General features: G+C 42.5%; 13 protein-coding genes and 1 pseudogene. 7 read left to right on the top strand and 7 right to left on the bottom strand.

Annotated elements, in window-relative coordinates; all coding sequences use genetic code 11:
- Window positions 1-48 precede the first annotated feature (48 nt).
- The 3 genes from ABM313_RS17055 to ABM313_RS17045 are packed head-to-tail and all read left to right on the top strand — an operon-like array spanning window position 49 to window position 5,758.
- A complete protein-coding gene (locus ABM313_RS17055) occupies window positions 49-2,703 on the top strand; it encodes a CHAT domain-containing protein (protein ID WP_434684356.1) in 2,655 nt (884 codons plus the stop codon).
- Window positions 2,704-2,747: 44 nt separating this feature from the next.
- A complete protein-coding gene (locus ABM313_RS17050; protein ID WP_434684355.1) occupies window positions 2,748-5,366 on the top strand; it encodes a CHAT domain-containing protein in 2,619 nt (872 codons plus the stop codon).
- A 41-nt stretch (window positions 5,367-5,407) separates the two neighbouring features.
- Window positions 5,408-5,758, top strand: a complete 351-nt coding sequence (locus ABM313_RS17045) for a DUF2887 domain-containing protein (RefSeq protein ID WP_434684354.1) — start codon at window positions 5,408-5,410, stop codon at window positions 5,756-5,758.
- Here ABM313_RS17045 and ABM313_RS17040 read toward each other — a convergent pair.
- Window positions 5,675-6,448, bottom strand: a complete 774-nt coding sequence (locus ABM313_RS17040; protein WP_434684353.1) for a hypothetical protein — start codon at window positions 6,446-6,448, stop codon at window positions 5,675-5,677. The genes ABM313_RS17045 and ABM313_RS17040 overlap by 84 nt on opposite strands.
- Window positions 6,449-6,917: 469 nt before the next feature.
- Entirely contained in the window at window positions 6,918-7,607 is a 690-nt protein-coding gene (locus ABM313_RS17035; RefSeq protein ID WP_434688508.1) for a zinc metallopeptidase, read from the bottom strand.
- A gap of 1,012 nt (window positions 7,608-8,619) precedes the next feature.
- On the opposite strand from ABM313_RS17035, the gene aat reads away from it, so the two are divergent.
- The 3 genes from aat to ABM313_RS17020 all read left to right on the top strand — a co-directional run bounded on the left by aat (window position 8,620) and on the right by ABM313_RS17020 (window position 13,307).
- On the top strand, window positions 8,620-9,222 hold the full coding sequence (gene aat / locus ABM313_RS17030) for a leucyl/phenylalanyl-tRNA--protein transferase (protein ID WP_434684352.1): 603 nt from the start codon (window positions 8,620-8,622) through the stop codon (window positions 9,220-9,222).
- A 163-nt stretch (window positions 9,223-9,385) separates the two neighbouring features.
- Complete coding sequence (locus ABM313_RS17025) at window positions 9,386-10,795, top strand: serine/threonine protein kinase (RefSeq protein ID WP_434684351.1); 1,410 nt, start codon at window positions 9,386-9,388, stop codon at window positions 10,793-10,795.
- Window positions 10,796-11,411: 616 nt separating this feature from the next.
- Window positions 11,412-13,307: a tetratricopeptide repeat protein gene (locus ABM313_RS17020; protein ID WP_434684350.1), complete on the top strand. Its 1,896-nt coding sequence runs from the start codon at window positions 11,412-11,414 to the stop codon at window positions 13,305-13,307.
- A 41-nt stretch (window positions 13,308-13,348) separates the two neighbouring features.
- Here the strand turns inward: ABM313_RS17020 and ABM313_RS17015 are convergent, their stop codons facing one another.
- From ABM313_RS17015 to ABM313_RS17005, 3 genes and pseudogenes are all read right to left on the bottom strand, one after another.
- Window positions 13,349-14,326, bottom strand: a complete 978-nt coding sequence (locus tag ABM313_RS17015) for a M48 family metallopeptidase (RefSeq protein WP_434684349.1) — start codon at window positions 14,324-14,326, stop codon at window positions 13,349-13,351.
- Window positions 14,327-14,451: 125 nt separating this feature from the next.
- Window positions 14,452-15,306: pseudogene (locus ABM313_RS17010) on the bottom strand (Rpn family recombination-promoting nuclease/putative transposase).
- A gap of 250 nt (window positions 15,307-15,556) precedes the next feature.
- A complete protein-coding gene (locus tag ABM313_RS17005; protein ID WP_434684348.1) occupies window positions 15,557-16,051 on the bottom strand; it encodes a DUF1648 domain-containing protein in 495 nt (164 codons plus the stop codon).
- Between the two features lie 198 nt (window positions 16,052-16,249).
- Here ABM313_RS17005 and ABM313_RS17000 point away from each other — a divergent pair, with 198 nt between their 5' ends.
- Window positions 16,250-17,407: a 3-deoxy-7-phosphoheptulonate synthase gene (locus ABM313_RS17000; protein WP_434684347.1), complete on the top strand. Its 1,158-nt coding sequence runs from the start codon at window positions 16,250-16,252 to the stop codon at window positions 17,405-17,407.
- Window positions 17,408-17,416: 9 nt separating this feature from the next.
- On the opposite strand, the gene ABM313_RS16995 is transcribed toward ABM313_RS17000, so the two are convergent.
- Entirely contained in the window at window positions 17,417-18,127 is a 711-nt protein-coding gene (locus ABM313_RS16995; RefSeq protein ID WP_434684346.1) for a Uma2 family endonuclease, read from the bottom strand.
- A gap of 75 nt (window positions 18,128-18,202) precedes the next feature.
- Window positions 18,203-20,824: an ATP-dependent chaperone ClpB gene (clpB, locus tag ABM313_RS16990; protein WP_434684345.1), complete on the bottom strand. Its 2,622-nt coding sequence runs from the start codon at window positions 20,822-20,824 to the stop codon at window positions 18,203-18,205.
- Between the last annotated feature and the right edge of the window lie 26 nt (window positions 20,825-20,850).

The raw sequence follows: 20,850 nt of genomic DNA, 5'->3' as shown, positions 1-20,850 counted from the left end.
TCTATGCTAAATGTCTAGGTGAAATATGAGGTTTCGGCTATGAAGAATATGGCTATTGGTTTAGCAATGTTAACTTTTTTATCTTGCTTGCCATTGCAGATGGTGATTAGTGAAAGAATTCAAGCTCAAACCGTAGAAGATCGCAAAGCGGAAGCAGATCGTCTTTTAGAAAGAGGGAACCAGTTAAATCGAGTTAGCCAATTTCGGGAAGCATTGCGAGTATTTGAGAAATCGCTACAGATTTATCGTGAAATCAAAAATCTTAAGGGTGAAGGGAATGCACTCAATAACATTGGCAATACGTATAATTCTTTGGGAAATTATCCAAAATCAATTGAATATCACCAGCAGTCGCTAGCTGTTGCCAAAAAACTTGGCGATCGCGATAATCAAGGAAACTCATTAGGGAATTTGGGCAATGTCTACTATGCGATCGGACAGTACACTAAAGCAATTGAGTACCATGAACAAGCTTTAGCCCTTAAACAACAAATAGGCGATCGCTACGGTGAAGGTCGTTCGCTAGGCAATCTTGGCAATGCCTACAATCTGCTTGGACAGTATAACAAAGCCGTTGAATACTATCAGAAATGTCTGCCGATTTTGAGAGAAATCGATGATCGCGATGGAGAATCAGATTTGTATATAGCCATTGGCATTGCCTACGATGGACTTGGTAAGTATCAAACTGCCATTGAGCAATATCAGAAATCCTTAGCCATCAAAAAGGAAATCGGCGATCGCAATGGTGAAGCTGATGCGTTGAATACTCTTGGTGCTGCCTATAGTGTTCTGGGTGAGAGCCAAAAGGCGATTGATTATTATCAGCAATCGTTAGATCTTAAAAAGCAAGTGGGCGCTCGGAGTGGCGAAGCTGACGCTCTCAATAATCTTGGCAATGTATACAATAGCCTTAAACAATATCCCAAAGCGATCGGATACTTCCAGCAAGCTTTGGTGATTGCTCGGCAAATCGGCTATCGTAATACAGAAGGACGCGCCCTCAACAACCTTGGTGGAGCTTATCGTTCTCTGGGAGATACGCAAACAGCGATCGCCAATTATCAACAAGCTCTAGAAATTGCCAAACAAATAGGTGATCGTGATGGAGAAAGCGGTTCACTCAACAGTTTAGCGATCGCCTACAATTCACTCGGACAATTTCAAAAAGCCCTTGATTATTACCAGCAATCTTTAGCCGTTGCCATTCAAATTAGTAATCGGGCTGGGGAAGGACGTTTATTAAATAATCTTGGCATTTTCTTCTCTCAACAAAAGCAAACAGAACTATCGATTCTTTTTTATAAGCGATCGATTAACGTTCGGGAATCTATTCGCAAAAATATTAGTGGACTCAGCAAAGAATCTCAGAAATCGTACCTATCAACTATTGAAAAATCCTATCGCTATCTTGCCGACCTCTTACTAACCCAAGGGCGGGTTATGGAAGCATTGCAAGTTATAGATTTGTTAAAAGTCCAAGAGCTAGAAGACTATCTCAAAAATATCAAGGGAACTGATCGCACATCTCAGGGAGTAAGGCTATTGGAGGTCGAGCAAGCTTTTATAAAGGATTTCTCGGTAATTAATTTTGAGCAGATGTCTAAGTTAAATAGCCAATTAGCTAATCAGATTCAACAAATTCCTAAATCAGAACTGAATCAAGTTCCTGACTATCTTAAGAAAATTCCCGAAGGCACAGTCCTGTTCTATCCACTCATTCTAGAAAACCGTCTCGAGCTAGTGCTTTTTTCTCAGGGAAATCTGCCGATTAGTCGTACTGTAAATATCAAACAGGATGATCTAAAGATTTTAATTGAAGAGTTCAAAGCAGAATTGCTAGATCGTAGTTCTGAAGATTTTAGGGAGCCTGCATCAAAGCTTTATAATATCTTGATCAAACCAATCGAATCAGAACTGAAACAAGCGAAAGCGGATACGATTCTCTATGCTCCTGATGGACTGTTGCGCTATGTTCCCCTTTCTGCTTTATACGATCAAGAGGCTAACGATGGTAAACATTGGCTAATTGAAAAATATCGCATCAGCTACCTCATTGCCTATAGTTTGAGTGACTTTTCTCCTAAAGCAAAGACTGAATTTAGTGTTCTCGCTGGGGCATTTGGGGGCAAAGGCGGTGAGAGAAGATTCGGGCAGTCAGGATTACCTGCCACGATTAAAGAAGTCCAAACGATCGCTAGTTCCTTTCAGGATTCAGTTACACTTCAAGAGGAAAAGTTTAGCCGCCAAGCTGTGGAGGCTCTACTTGAAAATCATAATATTATTCACTTGGCAACCCATGCTGAGTTTAATGTTGGCGTGCCTGAAACTTCGTTTATCATTTTTGGGAATGGTGACAAAATTAGACTCAATGAGATTAGTGATTGGAAGATCCCGAATGTTGAGCTAGTCATCCTTAGCGCTTGTCAGACAGGGGTAGGCAAACTTGGTGATGGAGTAGAGATTTTAGGTTTTGGTTATCAAGTTAAAAAGGCTGGTGCAAAATCAGCGATCGCTTCTCTCTGGAAAGTCGATGATGTTGGGACACAAGTCTTAATGGAAGCCTTTTATAGAGAAATACAAAAAGATGATGTATCTATTGCTGAGGCTTTACGCCGAGCGCAAGTATCACTGATCAAATCACCACAATACAACCATCCCAATTATTGGTCAGCCTTTTTTGTGATTGGGAGTGGTTCTTAAAAATGTATGGCTGTTGCCAGTCTGGACATAAATCTTAGAGGTGAATGACGGCGCAAAGCACCGCTATTCACCTCTGGGGTTGGGATTTCGCTATACAATTATTTGGTAACTTCAAAGGTGATGTTATGGCTTCACAGTTATATGCGATCGCAATTTTTACTTTAACCGGGTTTGTGGGATTAGCTACTGATCTAACTTTCACACCTATACTTACCCAAGCCCAGTCTATTCAATCTCGCAAATTTGAAGCAGATCGCCTGTTCAATCAAGGGCTGCAACAAGCTCAATTGAGCCAGTTCCGTGAAGCCTTGCAATTTGCCGAACAAGCGTTACAGATTTATCAAGAAATCGGTGACTATCCTAGTCAAGCTAATACTCAACTATTGATCGGTAATGTCTACTTGATTTTTGGTCAATACGATAGCGCCATTAACACTTTCAGCAAAAGTCTGGAAATTGCTAAGCAATTGGGAATTCCTAATTTAGAAGTGAAACTTCTCAACAATTTGGGAGCCGCTTATTTTGCTTTGGGACAATATCAAAAGGCTATTGACCAGCATCAAAGGGGACTAGCCCTTGCGCGTAACATAGCCGCTCGCCAAGGTGAAAGCCTAATTCTTGGGCTATTAGGCAATGACTACGTGGCTCTGGGGGAATATCAAAAAGCCTTAGACTTCTATCAACAATACCTAGCAGCAACCAAAGATATTAGCGATCGCCAAGGAGAAGCCTATGCAATGGGCAATATTGGTAATACCTATGTCTATTTAGGTCAGTATCAAAAAGCTGTAGACTGGCTCCAGCAAAGCTTAACTCTGGTCAGAGCAATCGGTGATCGCCGTGGAGAAGGCAAGGCTTTGGAAAATCTAGGTAATGCCTATGCCTATTTAAGCAAGTACCAGCAAGCGATTGAGGTTTATCAACAGGCTCTAGTCATCTACAAGCAAATCGGCGATCGCAATGCAGAAGCAACGGCTTTAGGGAATCTGGGCAATGCATTTAATGCGATCGGTCAACATCAAAAAGCGATCAATTATTTGCAGCAGACCTTAGAGATTGTGCAAACTATCAAAGATCGTCAAGCGGAAGGTGCAACATTAGGGAACCTCGGCAATGCTTACTACGCGCTCAAACAATATGAAAAAGCACTAGATTTATATCAACAGCATCTTGTAGTTGTCCGTCAAATAGGTGAACGCAAAGGTGAAGCAAGTGCCAATGCTGGGATTGCGGCTACCCTCGTTAATCTCAATCAGACTAGCCTAGCGATCGCCTTCTATAAGTCTTCCATTGGGATTACAGAATCCATCCGTAAAGATATTCGGAGTCTAGGTAAAGAAGATCGTCAATCCTATTTACAAACAGTCGCCGATCGCTATCGTTATCTTGCAGATCTCTTGCTCAAGCAAGGTCGTGTCGTTGAAGCTCTCCAAGTTCTAGATTTACTTAAAGTTCAAGAACTAGAAGACTATCTCAAAAATATTAAGGGCAATGACCGAACTGCTCAAGGCGTGAGGATGTTAGAGCTAGAGAAAGCTATTAGCGATAAGCTATTAGCAGCTAGCTTTGAGAATATTCCTGAAATTAACAGCCAACTTACGAGCAAAATCCAACAGCTTCCCAAATCAGAGATCAATCGAGTTCCCGACTATCTTCAACAAATTCCTCAAGGCACAGTCTTACTTTATCCTCTAATTTTACGCGATCGCTTAGAGTTAATCCTCTTCTCTAATAACAATATTCCCATTAGTCGTACTGTTAAAATTTCTCAAGAGAAACTAGAAAAATTAATTATTGATTATAGAAGTGGACTCCTTGATACTAGCTCTGAAGATGTCCAAGAATCTGCGAGAGAACTATACAATTTGTTGATTAAACCTGTCGAAGCTGAACTCATCCAAGCCAAAGCAGAAACAATTCTCTACGCAGCCGATGGACAACTGCGATATGTCCCGTTGGCTGCGCTATACGATGGCAAGCGGTGGCTAATCGAAAAATATCGAGTCAGTAATCTGATTGCCTATATTCTCTCTGACTTTGTGCCCCAATCTAAATCCCAGCCTAGCATTCTCGCAGGAGCCTTTGGTGGTAAAGCAGGTGAGCAAAAGTTTGGACAAACCGCATTACCTGCCACGATTACAGAAATTCAAGCGATCGCTAATTCATTCCAAAACTCAGTTACTTTAACCGAAGAAAACTTTAGCCGCCAAGCGATCGAATCAAAATTCAAAAATCACAATATTATCCACCTTGCCACCCATGCTGAATTTAACATTGGTGTACCAGAGAATTCCTTCATTATCTTTGGCAATGGCGACAAAATCCGTCTCAATGAAATTATCGATTGGAAAATCCCGAATGTAGATCTAATTGTCCTAAGTGCCTGTCAAACAGGAGTTGGGAAACTGGGAGATGGAGTGGAGATTTTAGGTTTTGGCTACCAAGTGCAGAAAGCAGGAGCAAAACAGGCGATCGCTTCTCTCTGGAAGGTTGATGATGCTGGTACACAGGCTTTGATGGCAGCGTTTTATAAAGAGTTGCAAAAAGGTGATGTCACGGTTACAGAAGCATTACAACGAGCGCAAATATCACTCATTCGTTCTCAAACCTATAATCATCCAAATTATTGGTCAGCATTTTTTGCGATCGGTAATGGATTGTAGGCAGTATTTACAATATCTTTACGACACAAAAAACTGGTTCCTTGACTAAATATTTGGATGAATTGCCAGAGGCTGAGTCATGCAGTTTAGGGCTTGTGAGGTTGATTGTTGCTCCCCAAAAGGAAACCATCGCCTTAGCCCATCAGTTAGCTGAACGAGTGGGGCAAGGTGATCGAGAAAGGGTGGTGGAATTTATTGGGACAGTTTTGCTGTACAAGTTTCCCCAAATGAGTCGAGATGAGGTTGAAGCGATGTTTACGTTAGGTTATCTCAAGAAAACAAGGGGCAAAACATTTGCGCCACAATTTTTAAAACCCGCAACAATATCGATCTGCAAATGCTCTGCCCTCTATGCCTTCACAGATAAATTGTCCCTGCGTTGTGAGGTTTAGGGCATAGCATTCTCCAATTAAGGCGATCTGAAAACTTATAGATTTCTGCGGGAATGCTAAACCCCTTGTATCTAGAGATTCCAGCTTCAAGTTGCCATACTGCTCCCGCAACCCTTCCGCATACTTCTCCAAATCAAACGCTGGCGCAATTCCTGCTAATTCCTGTGTAGCATCGGCGATTTTGTCCAAAGTCTGCGCCTCAAAAATCGGGCGCAACTTATCCGAGTTCTGGACAAGTTTCTTGACCGATTTGATGTAGGGCTTACACACAAAATCCCAATCCATATCTTCAGGCAAAAGTGGTGAATTCAAAGCCGCCCAAGTCCGCACCAACAGCGCCGTATCGATCGCCTTACAGTCCACATTCAACGCCATCCCCAAAGCCGATGCTACTTCTTCGCGATCGATAAACTTTTTCAGAGCAGGAATGTAATACTTTTTGAGTATTGTCTCCTGATAGCCAGCTTCAAGCAGTTCATCCTGAATCAGTTCTAAAAACACCTTCAGCGCTTTGCCATAGGCTTCTTTCTGCACATCCTTTTCAGGCAAGTGAATCACCTTTTTCAAGCAATCCTTAAAAAAGTCCTTGCCATAATCCTTTGCCGCATCCTGAGCCAAACTTTCCAAAATGGGATAAACGACTACACCAGCCGCCTGTGTCACACCCCAAACTACTAACCAATCAATCATCGCCTCAAACTCCAAGGATATGGCTCAGAGATCTCATCAGCTAAGGGACTTGACGAGAAAAAATATACCACCGAGTTTGTATGGCTTCGACTTCGCTCAGCCAACTTTGGCTGAGCGAAGTCGAAGCCGTAGGTACTTTAATTAATCGCAAGTCCCTAAAGCAAGTTTTTAGCTCCTGCTTTATGCGGTTATTGTAAAATTAGCTAAAGTTTAACTGAAATCTATTAACAAAACAGTATTTGACATGCGATGTGCAACTTAAATCTAGCCCTCATCCCCCAGCCCCTTCTCCCCACTGGGGAGAAGGGGAGCAGGACTAAATCAAAGTCCCTCTCCCTCTTTGGGAGAGGGATTTAGGGTGAGGGCAGATCGGAAAGTTGCACATCGCGTATTTGACTTTAAAGACAATCAAATCAAAAAAAGACGGCGCTTTGCGCCGTCTTTTTTTGATTTGTAAAGCGCGTTGTAATTAGCGATCGCCACGGATTAACAACAACTGCACCAGTTGCAACGCCGCATAGATTGCCGTAGCCACATATGTCCAAGCTGCGGCATTAAGCACCTTACGAGCGCCACGATTTTCTTCACCTTGGAGAATACCTAACTCATCAATTAGTCGCAAAGCACGGCTAGAAGCATCAAACTCCACAGGTAAAGTCACAATGTGAAATAGGATCGCACTTGCAAACAAGGCAATACCAATATTAATGAAAACCACACTCAGACTACCTAGCGAACTCAGGAATAGCCCTGCCATCACCATCAGAGGACCAAAATTAGCACCAATATTTGCTACTGGTACTAGCGAAGCACGAATATTCATAAATTGATAGCCACGCACATCCTGCAAAACGTGACCACATTCATGGGCAGCGATCGCCGCTGCCGCTAGAGACGAGGACGCATACACTGATTCTGATAAGCGCACAGCCTTCACAGAAGGATCATAATGATCGGTCAGTTCTCCTGCTACTGGCTCTACAGTCACATCATAAATACCCATACGTTGCAGGATTGTCTTCGCAACCTGTGCGCCTGTCATTCCTAGACTTGAGCGGATATCTGCGTATTTTTCATAGGTCGCTTTGACTCGTTGCTGCGCCCAAAACATCAAGATCATCCCAGGGATGAGGATCAAATAGGATGGGTGAAAAAACATTGACTTTTCTCCTTCTGACATTGCTATGTATGATTATGCCCTTGCTGCCATAGTCTCTGGCGGTAGTGAAAACACTACTCACATAGCTAGCAATATCTACTAGAAATATCTCTAAGATAAGTAAGGTCTTACCACCCCCAAAAATAGGCATTAATTTTATTAATTCAGTTATTTTTAAGTTTAAGGGTTTAATCTCATTTTTTTATAGTAAGTGTCTGACAAATAAATAATAAACAAGAAATTAATGAAATAATAATGGCAGCCTGTAGAACAGTATTTTTGAGTAATATTTCCAAAAGAATATTCATCAAGCATTAAGCAATAAGTATAATTACTCAAGGATAAAGAATAGGCGTATTAAGTATAAAGAAAAGTTTAAGTGATCCCCAATATGACAAAACTTCTAGCACAATACTATTATTCAAACGGAGCTAGCTTATATATAGGCTCTGAATTTAAATACCAAATTAATAAAACACAAAAAAAATAAGTGATCTAGTAGGGCAAATGGTAATTTTTACCTAGCCAAACTAGGTCACTTATTTTTTATGGTTTCTATAATTTTATTTCGTTATTATTTTGAAGGAGATCGTTGTAATGCCCATTAAAAAAGGATAAGAGGGAATTGCATGTCATTCTTCGTTGCCAAATCCTCAGTTAGTAACAACTCAGTAAATAAGTATTTAGACTCAAATAAAATTACCAAAGCAGATTATAAAGAAAATGTTAAGCGATCCCAGTTTTGGATACATATCTTAGAGAATAAGATCATTCAAACGGAATCGGCTAATTTAAAGGTTCTGAATTTCAAAGCCAATTTAATAACAATTTACCTAAATAAATGGTTTGCTATGACTAAGTAAGATTACTTAATTGCAGCAAACCATTTATTTTATTAGAGATTTTTGCTTGTGGGAGCTTAGGAAAAGATCATCTGTTAAGTACCAGCTAATTTTTCATGTAATTCTCTGATTCAAGTCTTTTAAACTGGGTAAATAGGTATAGTCACTTCGTGGAAAGATTTAACATCCGTAGCGTTATTGAAGGTTATACCCAAGGCTACTTTTTGATGTCAGAGGGTGATGGTGAGCCAATTGAGTGGTACTACACGAACAGTCGTACCTTGATCCCACTTGACCAGCGCTTTCGATATCCCAAATCTTTGCAGCGTGTCCTCAACCAAAATCGCTTTGAAGTTAGGCTCGATACTGCCTTTGAACAAGTGGTAGAAGGCTGTGCCGATCGCGAAACCACATGGATCTCGAAAGAACTGCGATCGCTTTATAGCAATTTACATGCAGCAGGTTGGGCGCATAGTTTTGAGACATGGCAAGGGGATCAACTAGCGGGAGGGATTTTAGGGATTGCTATACGGGGCGTATTTATTGGCGAGTCAATGTTTTTTAAGATTCCTGATGGCTCTAAAGTAGCAATGGTGAAGTTAGTGGAGCATTTGCGATCGCAAGGTTATAGCTTATTTGACGCGCAGTTAATGAATCCCCATCTTGAGAGGTTTGGGGCATTTGAAATTGATGACGATAGCTATCAATCATTGCTCAAGCAAGCACTAACCAAATCTTGCAACTTCATCCCAATTTCTGAAACCAAACCTTAAAAATGCAAAGGATTGCCTCGCGGAGCGAGGCAATCCTTTGCATCAAAAATCATTATTATTTATAACGGGGGGTCAGATCAAAACAACGGTATAGCGGTTTTCGTTTTGCCATAGGCAAAATGAAAACCGCTATATGATGGCAAACAAGAGGTGAAAAAAGTTTGTGGCAGAACTACATCAAATTGGTGAAATCATCCAGTCTCGATACCGCATTGCCAGCGTTCTTGGACAAGGTGGTATTGGCATCACCTATGCTGCTTTTGATGCCAATACAGGCGATCGCGTGGCATTAAAAGCCCTATCATTTCGACGCATGAATGAGTGGAAAGTGCTGGAATTATTTGAGCGGGAAGCAAAGGTACTTTCTCAACTCGAGCATCCTGCCATTCCTCGCTACTTGGACTATTTTCAGATTGATAGCGATCAAGATCGCAATTTTTATATCGTGCAGCAACTGGTCGAGGGAAAATCTCTCGCACAGGCGATCGCTGACGGCTGGCATGGCAGTGAGGAAGACATTAAACAGATTGCTGAGCAAGTGCTAGAGGTGTTGAGCTATCTCCATCAACTCAAGCCGCCTGTCATCCATCGTGATATCAAGCCCCAAAATATCATTCTTCAGCCCAACCATAAAATTGCCTTGGTAGATTTTGGTGCAGTTCAGGACACTTATCGCAGTACACAGGTGGGGGGCAGTACAGTTGTTGGCACTTACGGATATATGCCACCCGAACAATTTCGGGGTAAGGCTGTTCCTGCGACCGACCTATATGCGCTTGGTGCAACGATTTTATTTTTATTGACGGGGCGATCGCCTGCGGATTTACCTGAAATCAAGTTCAAGATCAGTTTTCGTGACTCCGTTAGCATTTCATCGCATTTTGCTGATTGGCTGGAAAAAATGATTGAACCTGCGATCGAAGATCGATTCAGTAGTGCCCAGCAAGCCCTTCAAGCTTTGCGAACTCCCACCTTGCCATCACTCGAAAGTCGAATTAGTGACCTAGAATTTAGTCGTTTACTTAACCCCAATAGCGATCGCCTCAACTATAAATATCAATATCCCAAACCTCTGGGAAGTCGCATTGAGCTTAAAAAGACTGATAGTGTTTTGAAAATTGAGATCCCACCTACGGGGCTACGTGGTGATGGCGCAAGCATCCTATCATTTGCAATTTTTTGGAATGGTTTTCTGATTGTTTGGACTTCAATGGCTATGAGGGCAGGACTTTTTGCTCTTTTTTCAATTCCCTTTTGGATTGTGGGTATTGGCATGGCGTATGCAGGTTTATCAATTGTCTTTGGCAAAGTTTGCCTAGTAATTAGCGATCGCACCTTCAGTATTGATTGGGACGTTTTAGGCATCAAGCGCCATGTCCAAGGGAAAACCCAAGATTTGCGACAAGTTGAACTCAAGAGTTCTTACGAAGTTAATAATCAGCCCGTAATGGAGTTACGTTTAAATCAAGGCATTTATGTCCACAAGTTTGGGTTAGGGCTAAGTCGTCCTGAGAAAGAATGGTTAATGCAAGAAATTAATGACTTTTTAGAAACATGGCGATCGCGTCACTAAGAAAATTCGGCAGCTTGTTTGTGTCTTTAAGGGGTAACCATTTCCATAACAAAACTAGAATTAGTTGTTAGCGTTCCTATTTCTGGCAAAGAATTTTTAGCAAACTTATCGCAGAAACATCTACAAGCTTCCCATTTACCCTGTACTGGCACAGACAACAAATTACAATATCCACCATGTCTCCCCGTTGAATCATAATTTCGACAGAATCGGCATTTCATAATAACTCCATGCACCCAGATTACCACTATCTACTTTCGCTGTTATAGTGCTATCTTCCTGTGATAAATCAACGTGTTTATGGTGATTGTGATCACTAAATATAGCAACACAAGACAAATCAAAATCAAAATAGTGTGAGGCGGCGCTTTGCGCCGCCTCACACTATGTCATAAAAAGAATGGCGACAGCTATAGCAATCCTAAATGGGTTGTGAGAGTACGACCCTTTGGGTGCACTCTCACAACCCTCCAAATCTTACAAATCATTTAGGATCGCTATATATCATTTATAGATTTTTTAGTTTGTGGAAGGACATCCCATCGGGGTGTCCTTCCACAAACCATTTAGGATTGCTATATATTACTGATCAATACTAAATACTAGTAAAACGAATATGTCAGATTCTTCAACTAAACCACTCACAACTTTTGAACGTTACACAATTTTTGTCGATCGCATAATTATTAATATCGAAAATGGCAAGCTGCTATCCAAAGAACATGTCTATCGAATTCTGAGTGAGAGTTTAGAATCGGGAACAGGGGAAATATTTGAACGGGCTTTAGAAGAACAAGCAAATTTACTTCAAGCAACCTTTGCGGCTCAAACTGATGAAGTGAAACAGGCAAAAGCAAATCAGAAACTTCGTGCCATGAAAATTCTCAAGGATGCATGGGAACAGTGGCAACAAAATTATCAACTTCAGGATACTTGTGCTAGAGGTTTACAAACTATTCTCAATGCTGAACCTCAAGAGCGTCTGGCTACCTTAATTCAAGTTCTCGATCCTAACCATACGCCTGTTTTTGAACGTCAACATATTCAGCTTCTTATCCAATTACTGCAAAAATCTGCCGACACTCTCCCCGATGATTCGGAAGCTTTTACATTACGGCAATTCGCGATCGGGCTGACTCGTGGCTTAGCAGATTTTGATCTATTGGAAGGTTCCCTTGTTAGTTGGCTATACGAGCCACAAAGACAGGTGGGATTTGAACGCTCTAAGATTAGTGGACCTTGGCATAGTTGGGCGCAACAAATTACTAGCCCTTTACCCCGTGACCTGTTTGCAGGACAAGCAAGTAATCAATCAGCGGCAACGATCTCCCAAGCTCAGCGGAGCATTGATATTAGTGCTTGGGTGGAACTATCAATCCTATTAAGATATTTGCAAAATGGTTTGGTGCGCTGGTTCGATCAGCAACCCTACGATGCCAAAGCAGGGATGCATATGACTGGTGTTACCTTTATTGCTTTTGCAATGATTTGGGGTGAACTTAGCACTGGCTTCCAGAACTCACCACAACTATCAGCACGCGATCGCCAATCTCTATCAAAGATATGCTTCCGCATCAGCTTACAAACCTTACGAACCTTTGCCCAACGCGAAAACTTCCCACTTTATGGTGGTGTCTTTGCCTCTTTTTCGGGAGAAAGTTTCCGCGAAACCATTAACTACCTCGATCAACCGCTCAAAGAAGCAGAGAATACACAGGAGAAGGCAAGAATTCTCACGGTTTTAGGCTATTCAAAAGCATGGATGGGAAATCATCAAGAAGCGATCTCGCTCCATCAAGAAGCAGTAAACCTTGCCCGTGAAGTAGGCGATCAACGTTGCGAAATTGCTAATCTCAATCACCTCAGTCGGCTCAGTCTGATTCAAAAAGATTTCAGCACTAGTGAGTCCCAAGCCCAGAGAGCCGTAATTTTAGCGCGACAAAATGGCGATCGCCAAGGAGAAGCTAATGCTCTGGCTAATTTGGGCTATAGCGAAGTGATGATTGCAAGGCAACAGGAAGTGATTACGCCTGAAGAACTGGAAACTCCAATCAGTCATTTGGAACGCGGACAAAAGCTATCCGAGAAATTGAATGATCTCCAAAATCAAGCGCTTTGTTGGGTAGGACTAGGTACGGCTTATGTGGCGATTGAGCAACCAAGTCAAGCGCAGATCGCTTTGGAGAAAGGATTAGCGTTAACTCAGCAAATTGGCGATCGCGATTTACAAGCACTCAGTCATGCCTATCTTGGCGAAGCTCTCTATCAACTTAATCAACTAGAATCAGCAACCTATCACGCCTGTTTGGGAATGTATCTACTAGAGCAGCGTCATAGTAAAGCTTGGCAACAGTCGGCGGCTTTGGTGGTGATTTTACAAGGAAAGCTAGGCGCAGAGACTTTCTCAAATCTATTACAACAGAAGCGATCGCCTTTGATTGCTCAGATTGGTGTTGATGGATTTGACCATTTACCAAATTTGATTGATCGCTATCGGAAAGGAAATTCATAGGTTTGATTCAAAGTTCTGCTTTGCAGAACTTTGAATCAAACCTATTGTCGCTTAATGCGATTAATTTCAGCTTGCAGCTCATCAATTTGACGCTTTAGACGTTCTGCTTCGCTCTCCGACTTTTTCTCTTCCTTCGGAGATGGGGAAACATCCACCGCACCAGTCGTATCGCCGCACTTATAGTTGCCAGACTTGACATTGCGATATTCTTCGGACTCAGCCCATTCACGAATATAGTGAACCCGCTCCACAGGGAATGGATGACTGAGCATCGAGCCAGCCCCAAAACCGTTGTAGAGCATGAATTTATAAATTTGATTGAGATTATCCTTATCGAGTTCTTGATAGGCATCCGATTGGCGAATAAACTCAGGCAAACTCAACTCATGGGCAAAAGCAGAACTTCCACCCGACAACTTCATCATCGTGGAGAGGACTGTATCAAGCTGATCGGTAACCAACAAAGCCGCGCGATCGCTTGATAGTTCAGCCTTACGTCGCCATTCAAAAAAGGCATAAATCAAGCCACTGCTAACAATTCCCCCTAAACCGAAAGTCATTTCGCTAATAGTCGAAACAACACTCATCACCCACATCGCCATCTGGATCAGCGTTGTATGACCACATTTAATATGACCAAGTTCATGGGCAAGCACAGAGCGAATTTCATCTTCGGTTAACAGATCGAGCAATCCTGAATTAATCACAATGTAGGGATGATCTTTACCGAGGGCGTAACTATTAGCTACAGGGTTTTGCGAGACAAATAGGACTGGTTCGGGTTGAACATCAAGATCAGCAACACATTCCCGAAAGATACGATGGATCGTCGCATATTGACGATGACTAACCTGAATGCTATTACCAATGTGGTAAATCGTCTGCGGACGCTCATACATAAACTCAACAAATTTTCCCGCTACCAGATCGAAACCGGGGACACTGCGGAGAGCTTGCTCGGCTTGGCGATCAAGAGGATGGCGAAAGGCTTCGCTAGAAATTCCTGTATAACGTGGCATAGGTGTTGATATCTAATGAGATATACATGATTTTCTCTATTTTATCGCAAAGTTACTGAGCTTTGTTAATGGTAAGTGGGAAGGCAATCGCTCCCATCCATGGAGAATTTCTAGGAATTTCTAAACTAAGGTTGTGGCGATTCTCCAAGTGGAGATGCGTTCTGCTGCTTTGTTTTTGTTGATTTCGGGGGCTTAGGCTGTTTTGCAGATAGTTTTTGGAGTTTTTGGACTTGTTTGAGAGTTAGTCCTGTAAATTGGGCAATTAAATCTATAGACATGTTGGAGCGCATCATGTTTATAGCAATTTGACGTGCAGTTTCAGCCTTGCCTTCAGCCTTGCCTTCAGCCTTGCCTTCTAGTAAGATTTCTTGATAAATAACTGATTCTTTCATGATTTCGCTCCTCAAAAGTCTTTGGATGATTTCTTTATTCAGGGCTATACCCGATATTATAGCCGTCGAAGCGGCTACGTTGCTTTGTACTTGTTTATCGCTAATTTATTCGATTTGCTTAGCTACTTGTCTTAAGGTTTCTTCAGGGTTATCGGTTTGTGAGAGCGTGGCAAAGGGTAGTAGTCCTTGGTATTGCTGAAATGTTTCTGTGGGTTGTTCCCAAAGTCTGATGACGTTAAATTGATGGCTTAGTCCGCCAAGGTTAAATATGGTTTCGTAAACAAGGTTTGATTCGCTGGGTGTGAGATATATCACGACTTGATAGATTTCCCTGTCTGGAAATTGACGATGCAATCTCAACAGGTAATCGGTCATACGGAAGGGGATGTTTTTGTTTGGGGCGGTCTGAAACTCTATGTGGAGGATCTTTCTTAATGATTTCAGGAATATCACTGAATCAGCCCGAATTGGTTAGACGGAGAGTTCCGATGGTTCAAGTTTGGTAAAGTTAACCGCTTCTCCTAATAGCCATCTAGCAAAGTCGGTGGGGAAGGTTTCTGCTAAGAATTTACAAATGTTGTCGATCATTGCGGGATTTTATCATCTCAAGGGTGATTGAGAAAGTCTCAATCCATAGCTCAAAAGATCGCTCACAAGCTTGAGAAAATCGCTTGTTTGTTTGTATGGAGATCTCTGGAATAATAGAATAGGCTCTAAATAGATTTACTTGGTGCGTTTCATTTCATGAACGCACCCTAAGTTACTAAAAAGCGATCGCCTATATCTTCAAACTTAAGCGATCGCGGATTGAGAACAGCCACAGACAAGTCTTGGTTAATTATGATGGCTTAGGGAAACGCCTCAATAGCACTACAGTCCACCAGACAGTGAATAGAACAAAAGCTACCAACAAAGCCCAAGGCGCAGGAACGCTAGGATTTTTAGTGGGACTTAGGTTCGCTAAAAATGTGAGATGGAAGATAATCACCATCAGTAACATCGTGGCAACCCCAAACCAAGAAAAATGCCCATTGAGAAACTTAAAAGACTCCTCGCGTAGTTCATCCGATAGCCAATATTCTCGATGAGGCAAATTAATCATAGATGTTGGTACATACTTGAAAATTAGAGGCAGTATGATCGTAAAGGAACTAGTGATAGCAAGAGACACAAAATAGACTATAAAGTAGACGATCTTAGAAGAAGTTCCATTAACTCTACCTGCAACATCAAAATGAGAACCAACCACCTCTGGTAGTAATGGATAGAAATAGATACTTTGGGCGATCGCTAATCCAAATAAAAATAGAACGATATACAACGGTAACTTCATCGCTGTATGCTCCTTAGGTATATTTTTAGTAATTGTGTTGTGGAAACTTCACGTCCACAACACAATTAAGTTGCATGACTACCAAATTATCTAAGCAAACTAGAAATTAAAGATATTTTTTGCAGATTGTTGTAACAAAAATCCATCTGTGGGATACGTTAACCCCATTGGGAGGCTAAAGTATAAGTAGATATTTATATGGAGTTAAAAGGCGTGTCCCCAACTGAAATCGCAAATATTTCTGGTCAAGGAGTATCAGTAGTAGAGGCAAATCTAAATCACAATTTAGATCAAAGTTTAGATCAAATTAAGACTAGTGATCTACATGTGGTCGAAACCTGTCCATTGCTAGCACCCGTAGAAGTTAAAGCCGAGTTACCCATTACTACCGCGATCGCTAAGGTCGTCTCCAACGCCAGAGCTAGAATCAGAAATATTTTGAATGGTAGCGATCGCCGTTTATTGGTAGTCGTTGGTCCTTGCTCAATTCACGATGTCAAAGCAGCCCGTGAGTATGCCGAAAAGTTAGCCAAATTCCGTGAGGATGTCAGTGATGCCCTCGAAATTGTGATGCGAGTTTACTTCGAGAAACCTCGTACCACAGTTGGCTGGAAAGGACTGATCAATGATCCGCATCTCAACGGCACATTTGATATTAATTATGGTATTCGCTTGGCGCGGGGACTATTGCTAGATGTGGCAAAATTGGGCTTACCCAGCGCTACCGAACTGCTCGATCCGATCGTGCCACAGTACCTAGCTGATCTGATCTCTTGGACAGCGATCGGCGCAAGAACAACCGAGAGCCAAACTCACCGCGAAATGTCCTCTGGCTTATCGATGCCTGTAGGTTTCAAAAATGGTACTGATGGCAGCATTGACGTAGCGATTAATGCATTGCTATCCGCGCGTCAGCCTCACCGTTTTCTTGGTGTCAATAACGAAGGTATGGCAAGTATTGTCACGACGACAGGCAATCCTGATGGACATATCGTGTTACGTGGTGGTAAGCAGGGACCAAATTACGACAACGTTCATGTAGAGGCGATCGCTAATCGTCTCAGAGACCGCAAACTATTGCCTTACATGATGGTTGATTGCAGCCACGACAATAGTGGACAAGATTACAAAAATCAGCCGATCGTGTTGCAAGATATCGCTGAGCAGGTGCGTCATGGCTCAGAACATATTGTTGGCATCATGCTCGAAAGTCACCTCAATCGAGGCAAGCAACCTTTGAAAGAATTGTCAAAATTGGAATATGGCAAGAGCATTACCGATGGTTGCATTAACTTTGAGACCACTGTTGAGACTTTAACCGATCTCGCCAATGCAGTGCGAGCAGGACGTTTTTAACTAATGGTTCTAACTAATGGTGCTGGGCTGTAGCCCAGCACCATTAGTTTTGACAAAATCACGAAACTTAACTTCAGCAGCAATCTCGTCTTGTTGCGCTTCTTCGAGAAAGCTATATAAATATTCTTTTTGCATCCAAGGAAATTTAGGACTGCGATCGCACTCTACATATTGAGATTCCTGTTCTGATTCCTGTAATGTATAAATCTTTAATTCTTGTCCGTTATATCGCCAAAATTCAGGGACACCAAGGCTAGCATAAAGCCTATTTTTATCAATATCGGTGTGCGTAATATCCACTTCAACTACGAGATCGGGCGGAGGATCTTGACTAAAATCAACAGTTTTTCCTGCAACTTTTGGTTGATTCTGGATATAGTAAGCACAGTCTGGCTCAGCACCTCTTTCAAGATCAGGGCGATTGATTGTTGTTGAGCGCATCGATTTGAGTTTCAGCCCCATTTCTAAAACCAAAATACGAATAAATAAACCAATTAATTCGCTTGAGTATTCGTGAGTTTCTAGAGGCATAGTGATTTCAAGGATGCTGCGATCGTAGGTGAGCCGCGCAGCACGACTCTCAGGCAGAGCATGGAGAATCTGTTGGTATGACAGCCAGCTAATTCCTCTTAGCGCAACTCGATTTTCACCTTGTTTCGCTGATGCGGTAACTGCCGAATCTGAAGGTTGTATTTCTAGTGGTGAAACAGTGAGAACCATATATCAACTACAACTCTGCTCAAAAGTATTCTAAAGCAAAAACAAAGAGAAGGGGTGCAATGCACCCCTTCTCTTTTAGGAAACAGTTATGAGATCGCCAGAAAGTCGTTTGAAGGCGAGACGCTCGTTTTCAATATCGACAAAGATGGTGTCACCATCGCTATAGTCGCCCCGTAGGATACCTTTTGCGATTTGGGTTTCCAGTTGACGCTGAATGATTCGCTTCAGTGGACGCGCTCCATAAACTGGATCGTAGCCAACTTCCGCAATGAAGTCTAGAGCAGCATCGGCAATTTTCAAGGTCATGCGGCGATCGCATAAACGTTGTTCTAAACGTTGAACTTGCAGCTTCACGATACGGCGGAGTTCATCACGGCGGAGAGCATGGAAAATCACAATTTCATCAATACGATTGAGGAACTCTGGACGGAAACTGGATCGCATTGATTCCATCACCCGTTCGCGCATTTCCTCATGACGCGCATCGTCGCCAGCAATATCAAGAATATATTGCGAACCGACGTTACTGGTCATGATGATGATCGAGTTCTTGAAGTCAACGGTGCGACCTTGGGAATCGGTAACGCGACCATCATCAAGGATTTGCAGCATGATGTTAAATACATCGGGATGTGCTTTCTCGATTTCATCAAAGAGAATTACGGCATAGGGACGACGACGCACTGCTTCAGTCAGTTGTCCACCTTCTTCATAGCCGACATAGCCGGGAGGTGCGCCCACCAAACGAGAAACGCTGTGTTTCTCCATATATTCCGACATATCGATTCGCACCATTGACTCTTCGGTATCGAAGAGATAGGCGGCGAGAGCTTTGGCAAGTTCTGTTTTACCAACACCTGTGGGACCTAAGAAGATAAAGCTAGCGATCGGGCGATTGGGATCGGCGAGTCCTGCTCGGGAACGTTGAATGGCATCTGCGATCGCCGTTACAGCTTCTTCTTGACCCACGACGCGATCGTGTAACACATTTTCCAATTGCAAGAGCTTTTCTTTCTCAGATTCCACCAACTTGCTCACAGGAATGCCCGACCATTTGGAGATAATCTCCGCAATATCCTCTTCAGTGACTTCTTGACGCAATAGCGATCGCCCTGATGTTTTAGCTTCTTCGAGATTGACCTCGGCAATTTCTAATTGGCGCTGTAAATCGGTAAGCTTGCCATATTTGAGTTCCGCAGCTTTGTTGAGATCATAGTCACGCTCAGCTTGTTGGATTTCCACATTCACATGCTCGATCTCTTCTTTGAGCTTGCGAATATTATCGATCACCTGTTTCTCAGCTTCCCATTGCGCCTTGAGGGTAGTTTGTTCTTCCTTCAAGTCGCCTAATTCTTTATTCAGTTTTTCTAGACGATCTATAGACTCTCGATCATTTTCTTTTTTGAGCGATAGACATTCCATTTCAAGCTGAATCACCTTGCGATTGATTTCATCAAGAGCTTCAGGTTGGGAAGTGATTTCCATTTTTAGCTTTGCAGCAGCTTCATCAACCAGATCGATCGCTTTATCTGGCAAGAAGCGATCGCTAATATAGCGATTAGAAAGCGTAGCCGCTGCTACTAGTGCGGTATCAGAGATTTTCACACCATGATGTAACTCGTAGCGATCGCGCAAACCACGCAAAATCGAGATCGTATCTTCGACATTTGGTTGATCGACATAAACCTGTTGAAAACGACGCTCAAGGGCGGCATCTTTCTCAATATATTTACGATATTCGTCGAGGGTCGTCGCACCAATACAACGCAACTCACCGCGAGCTAGCATTGGCTTCAGCAAGTTGCCTGCGTCCATTGCGCCCTGTGTGGCTCCTGCACCAACGACGGTATGGATTTCATCGATAAAAAGAATGAATTGACCGCTTGATTCCGTAACTTCCTTCAGAACGGCTTTTAGTCTTTCTTCAAATTCACCACGATATTTTGCACCAGCAATCAGTCCGCCCATATCGAGCGCGATTAACTTACGACCTTGCAGTGATTCAGGTACATCTCCACTGAGAATACGTTGCGCCAAACCTTCAGCGATCGCCGTTTTACCGACCCCTGGTTCACCAATGAGTACGGGATTGTTTTTAGTGCGCCGTGACAAAATTTGGATCGTGCGGCGAATTTCGTCATCGCGTCCTATCACAGGATCGAGTTTGCCTTCACGGGCTAACTCGGTCAGGTCACGCCCATATTTAGTCAGAGCCTCATACTTGTTTTCTGGGGATTGATCGGTCACTTTTTGGTTGCCTCTTACTTGCTGAATCACATTACGGAGCTTTGCCTCATCGAGTCCCATTTCCTGATAGAGAGGTTTGCCAAAGCGATCATCTTTGCAGTAAGGCAACAGGATATGCTCAATGGAAATAAAATCATCGCCAAAACTTTTACGTTCTTTTTCTGCTCGATCAAGCAGTACATCTAAGTTCTTACCTAAGTACACACCACTAGTAGAACTAGATATTTTAGGCTGACGATTGATAAACTCATCGGTGCGATCACGCAATTTTTGAATATTGATCCCCGCTTTACTAAAGATACTAGCTGCTAGTCCTTCTTCTTCTAGGAGAGCCTTGAGTAAATGTTCTGGTTCAATTTGCTGTTGTTGAGCTGCTTTCACCACATCGGGTGTCCTCGCGATCGCCGCCCATGCTTTTTCGGTAAATTGATTGGGATTGGTTGGTTGCATCGCCAGTTACCTCCTGTAGTTTCAAT

It is taken from the genome of Pseudanabaena minima str. Chao 2107 (assembly GCF_051131155.1).
Taxonomy (GTDB): domain Bacteria; phylum Cyanobacteriota; class Cyanobacteriia; order Pseudanabaenales; family Pseudanabaenaceae; genus Pseudanabaena; species Pseudanabaena minima.
This window is presented reverse-complemented; position numbering and strand designations above follow the sequence as displayed.

Bases quoted from the DNA above. Each gene is read 5' to 3' on its own strand.
- ABM313_RS17055 (WP_434684356.1), top strand. From the start codon at position 49: ATGGCTATTGGTTTAGCAATGTTAACTTTTTTATCTTGCTTGCCATTG.
- ABM313_RS17050 (WP_434684355.1), top strand. From the start codon at position 2,748: ATGACGGCGCAAAGCACCGCTATTCACCTCTGGGGTTGGGATTTCGCT.
- ABM313_RS17040 (WP_434684353.1), bottom strand. From the start codon at position 6,448: ATGATTGATTGGTTAGTAGTTTGGGGTGTGACACAGGCGGCTGGTGTA.
- ABM313_RS17035 (WP_434688508.1), bottom strand. From the start codon at position 7,607: ATGTTTTTTCACCCATCCTATTTGATCCTCATCCCTGGGATGATCTTG.
- ABM313_RS17020 (WP_434684350.1), top strand. From the start codon at position 11,412: ATGTCAGATTCTTCAACTAAACCACTCACAACTTTTGAACGTTACACA.
- ABM313_RS17015 (WP_434684349.1), bottom strand. From the start codon at position 14,326: ATGCCACGTTATACAGGAATTTCTAGCGAAGCCTTTCGCCATCCTCTT.
- ABM313_RS17005 (WP_434684348.1), bottom strand. From the start codon at position 16,051: ATGAAGTTACCGTTGTATATCGTTCTATTTTTATTTGGATTAGCGATC.
- ABM313_RS17000 (WP_434684347.1), top strand. From the start codon at position 16,250: ATGGAGTTAAAAGGCGTGTCCCCAACTGAAATCGCAAATATTTCTGGT.
- ABM313_RS16995 (WP_434684346.1), bottom strand. From the start codon at position 18,127: ATGGTTCTCACTGTTTCACCACTAGAAATACAACCTTCAGATTCGGCA.
- clpB (WP_434684345.1), bottom strand. From the start codon at position 20,824: ATGCAACCAACCAATCCCAATCAATTTACCGAAAAAGCATGGGCGGCG.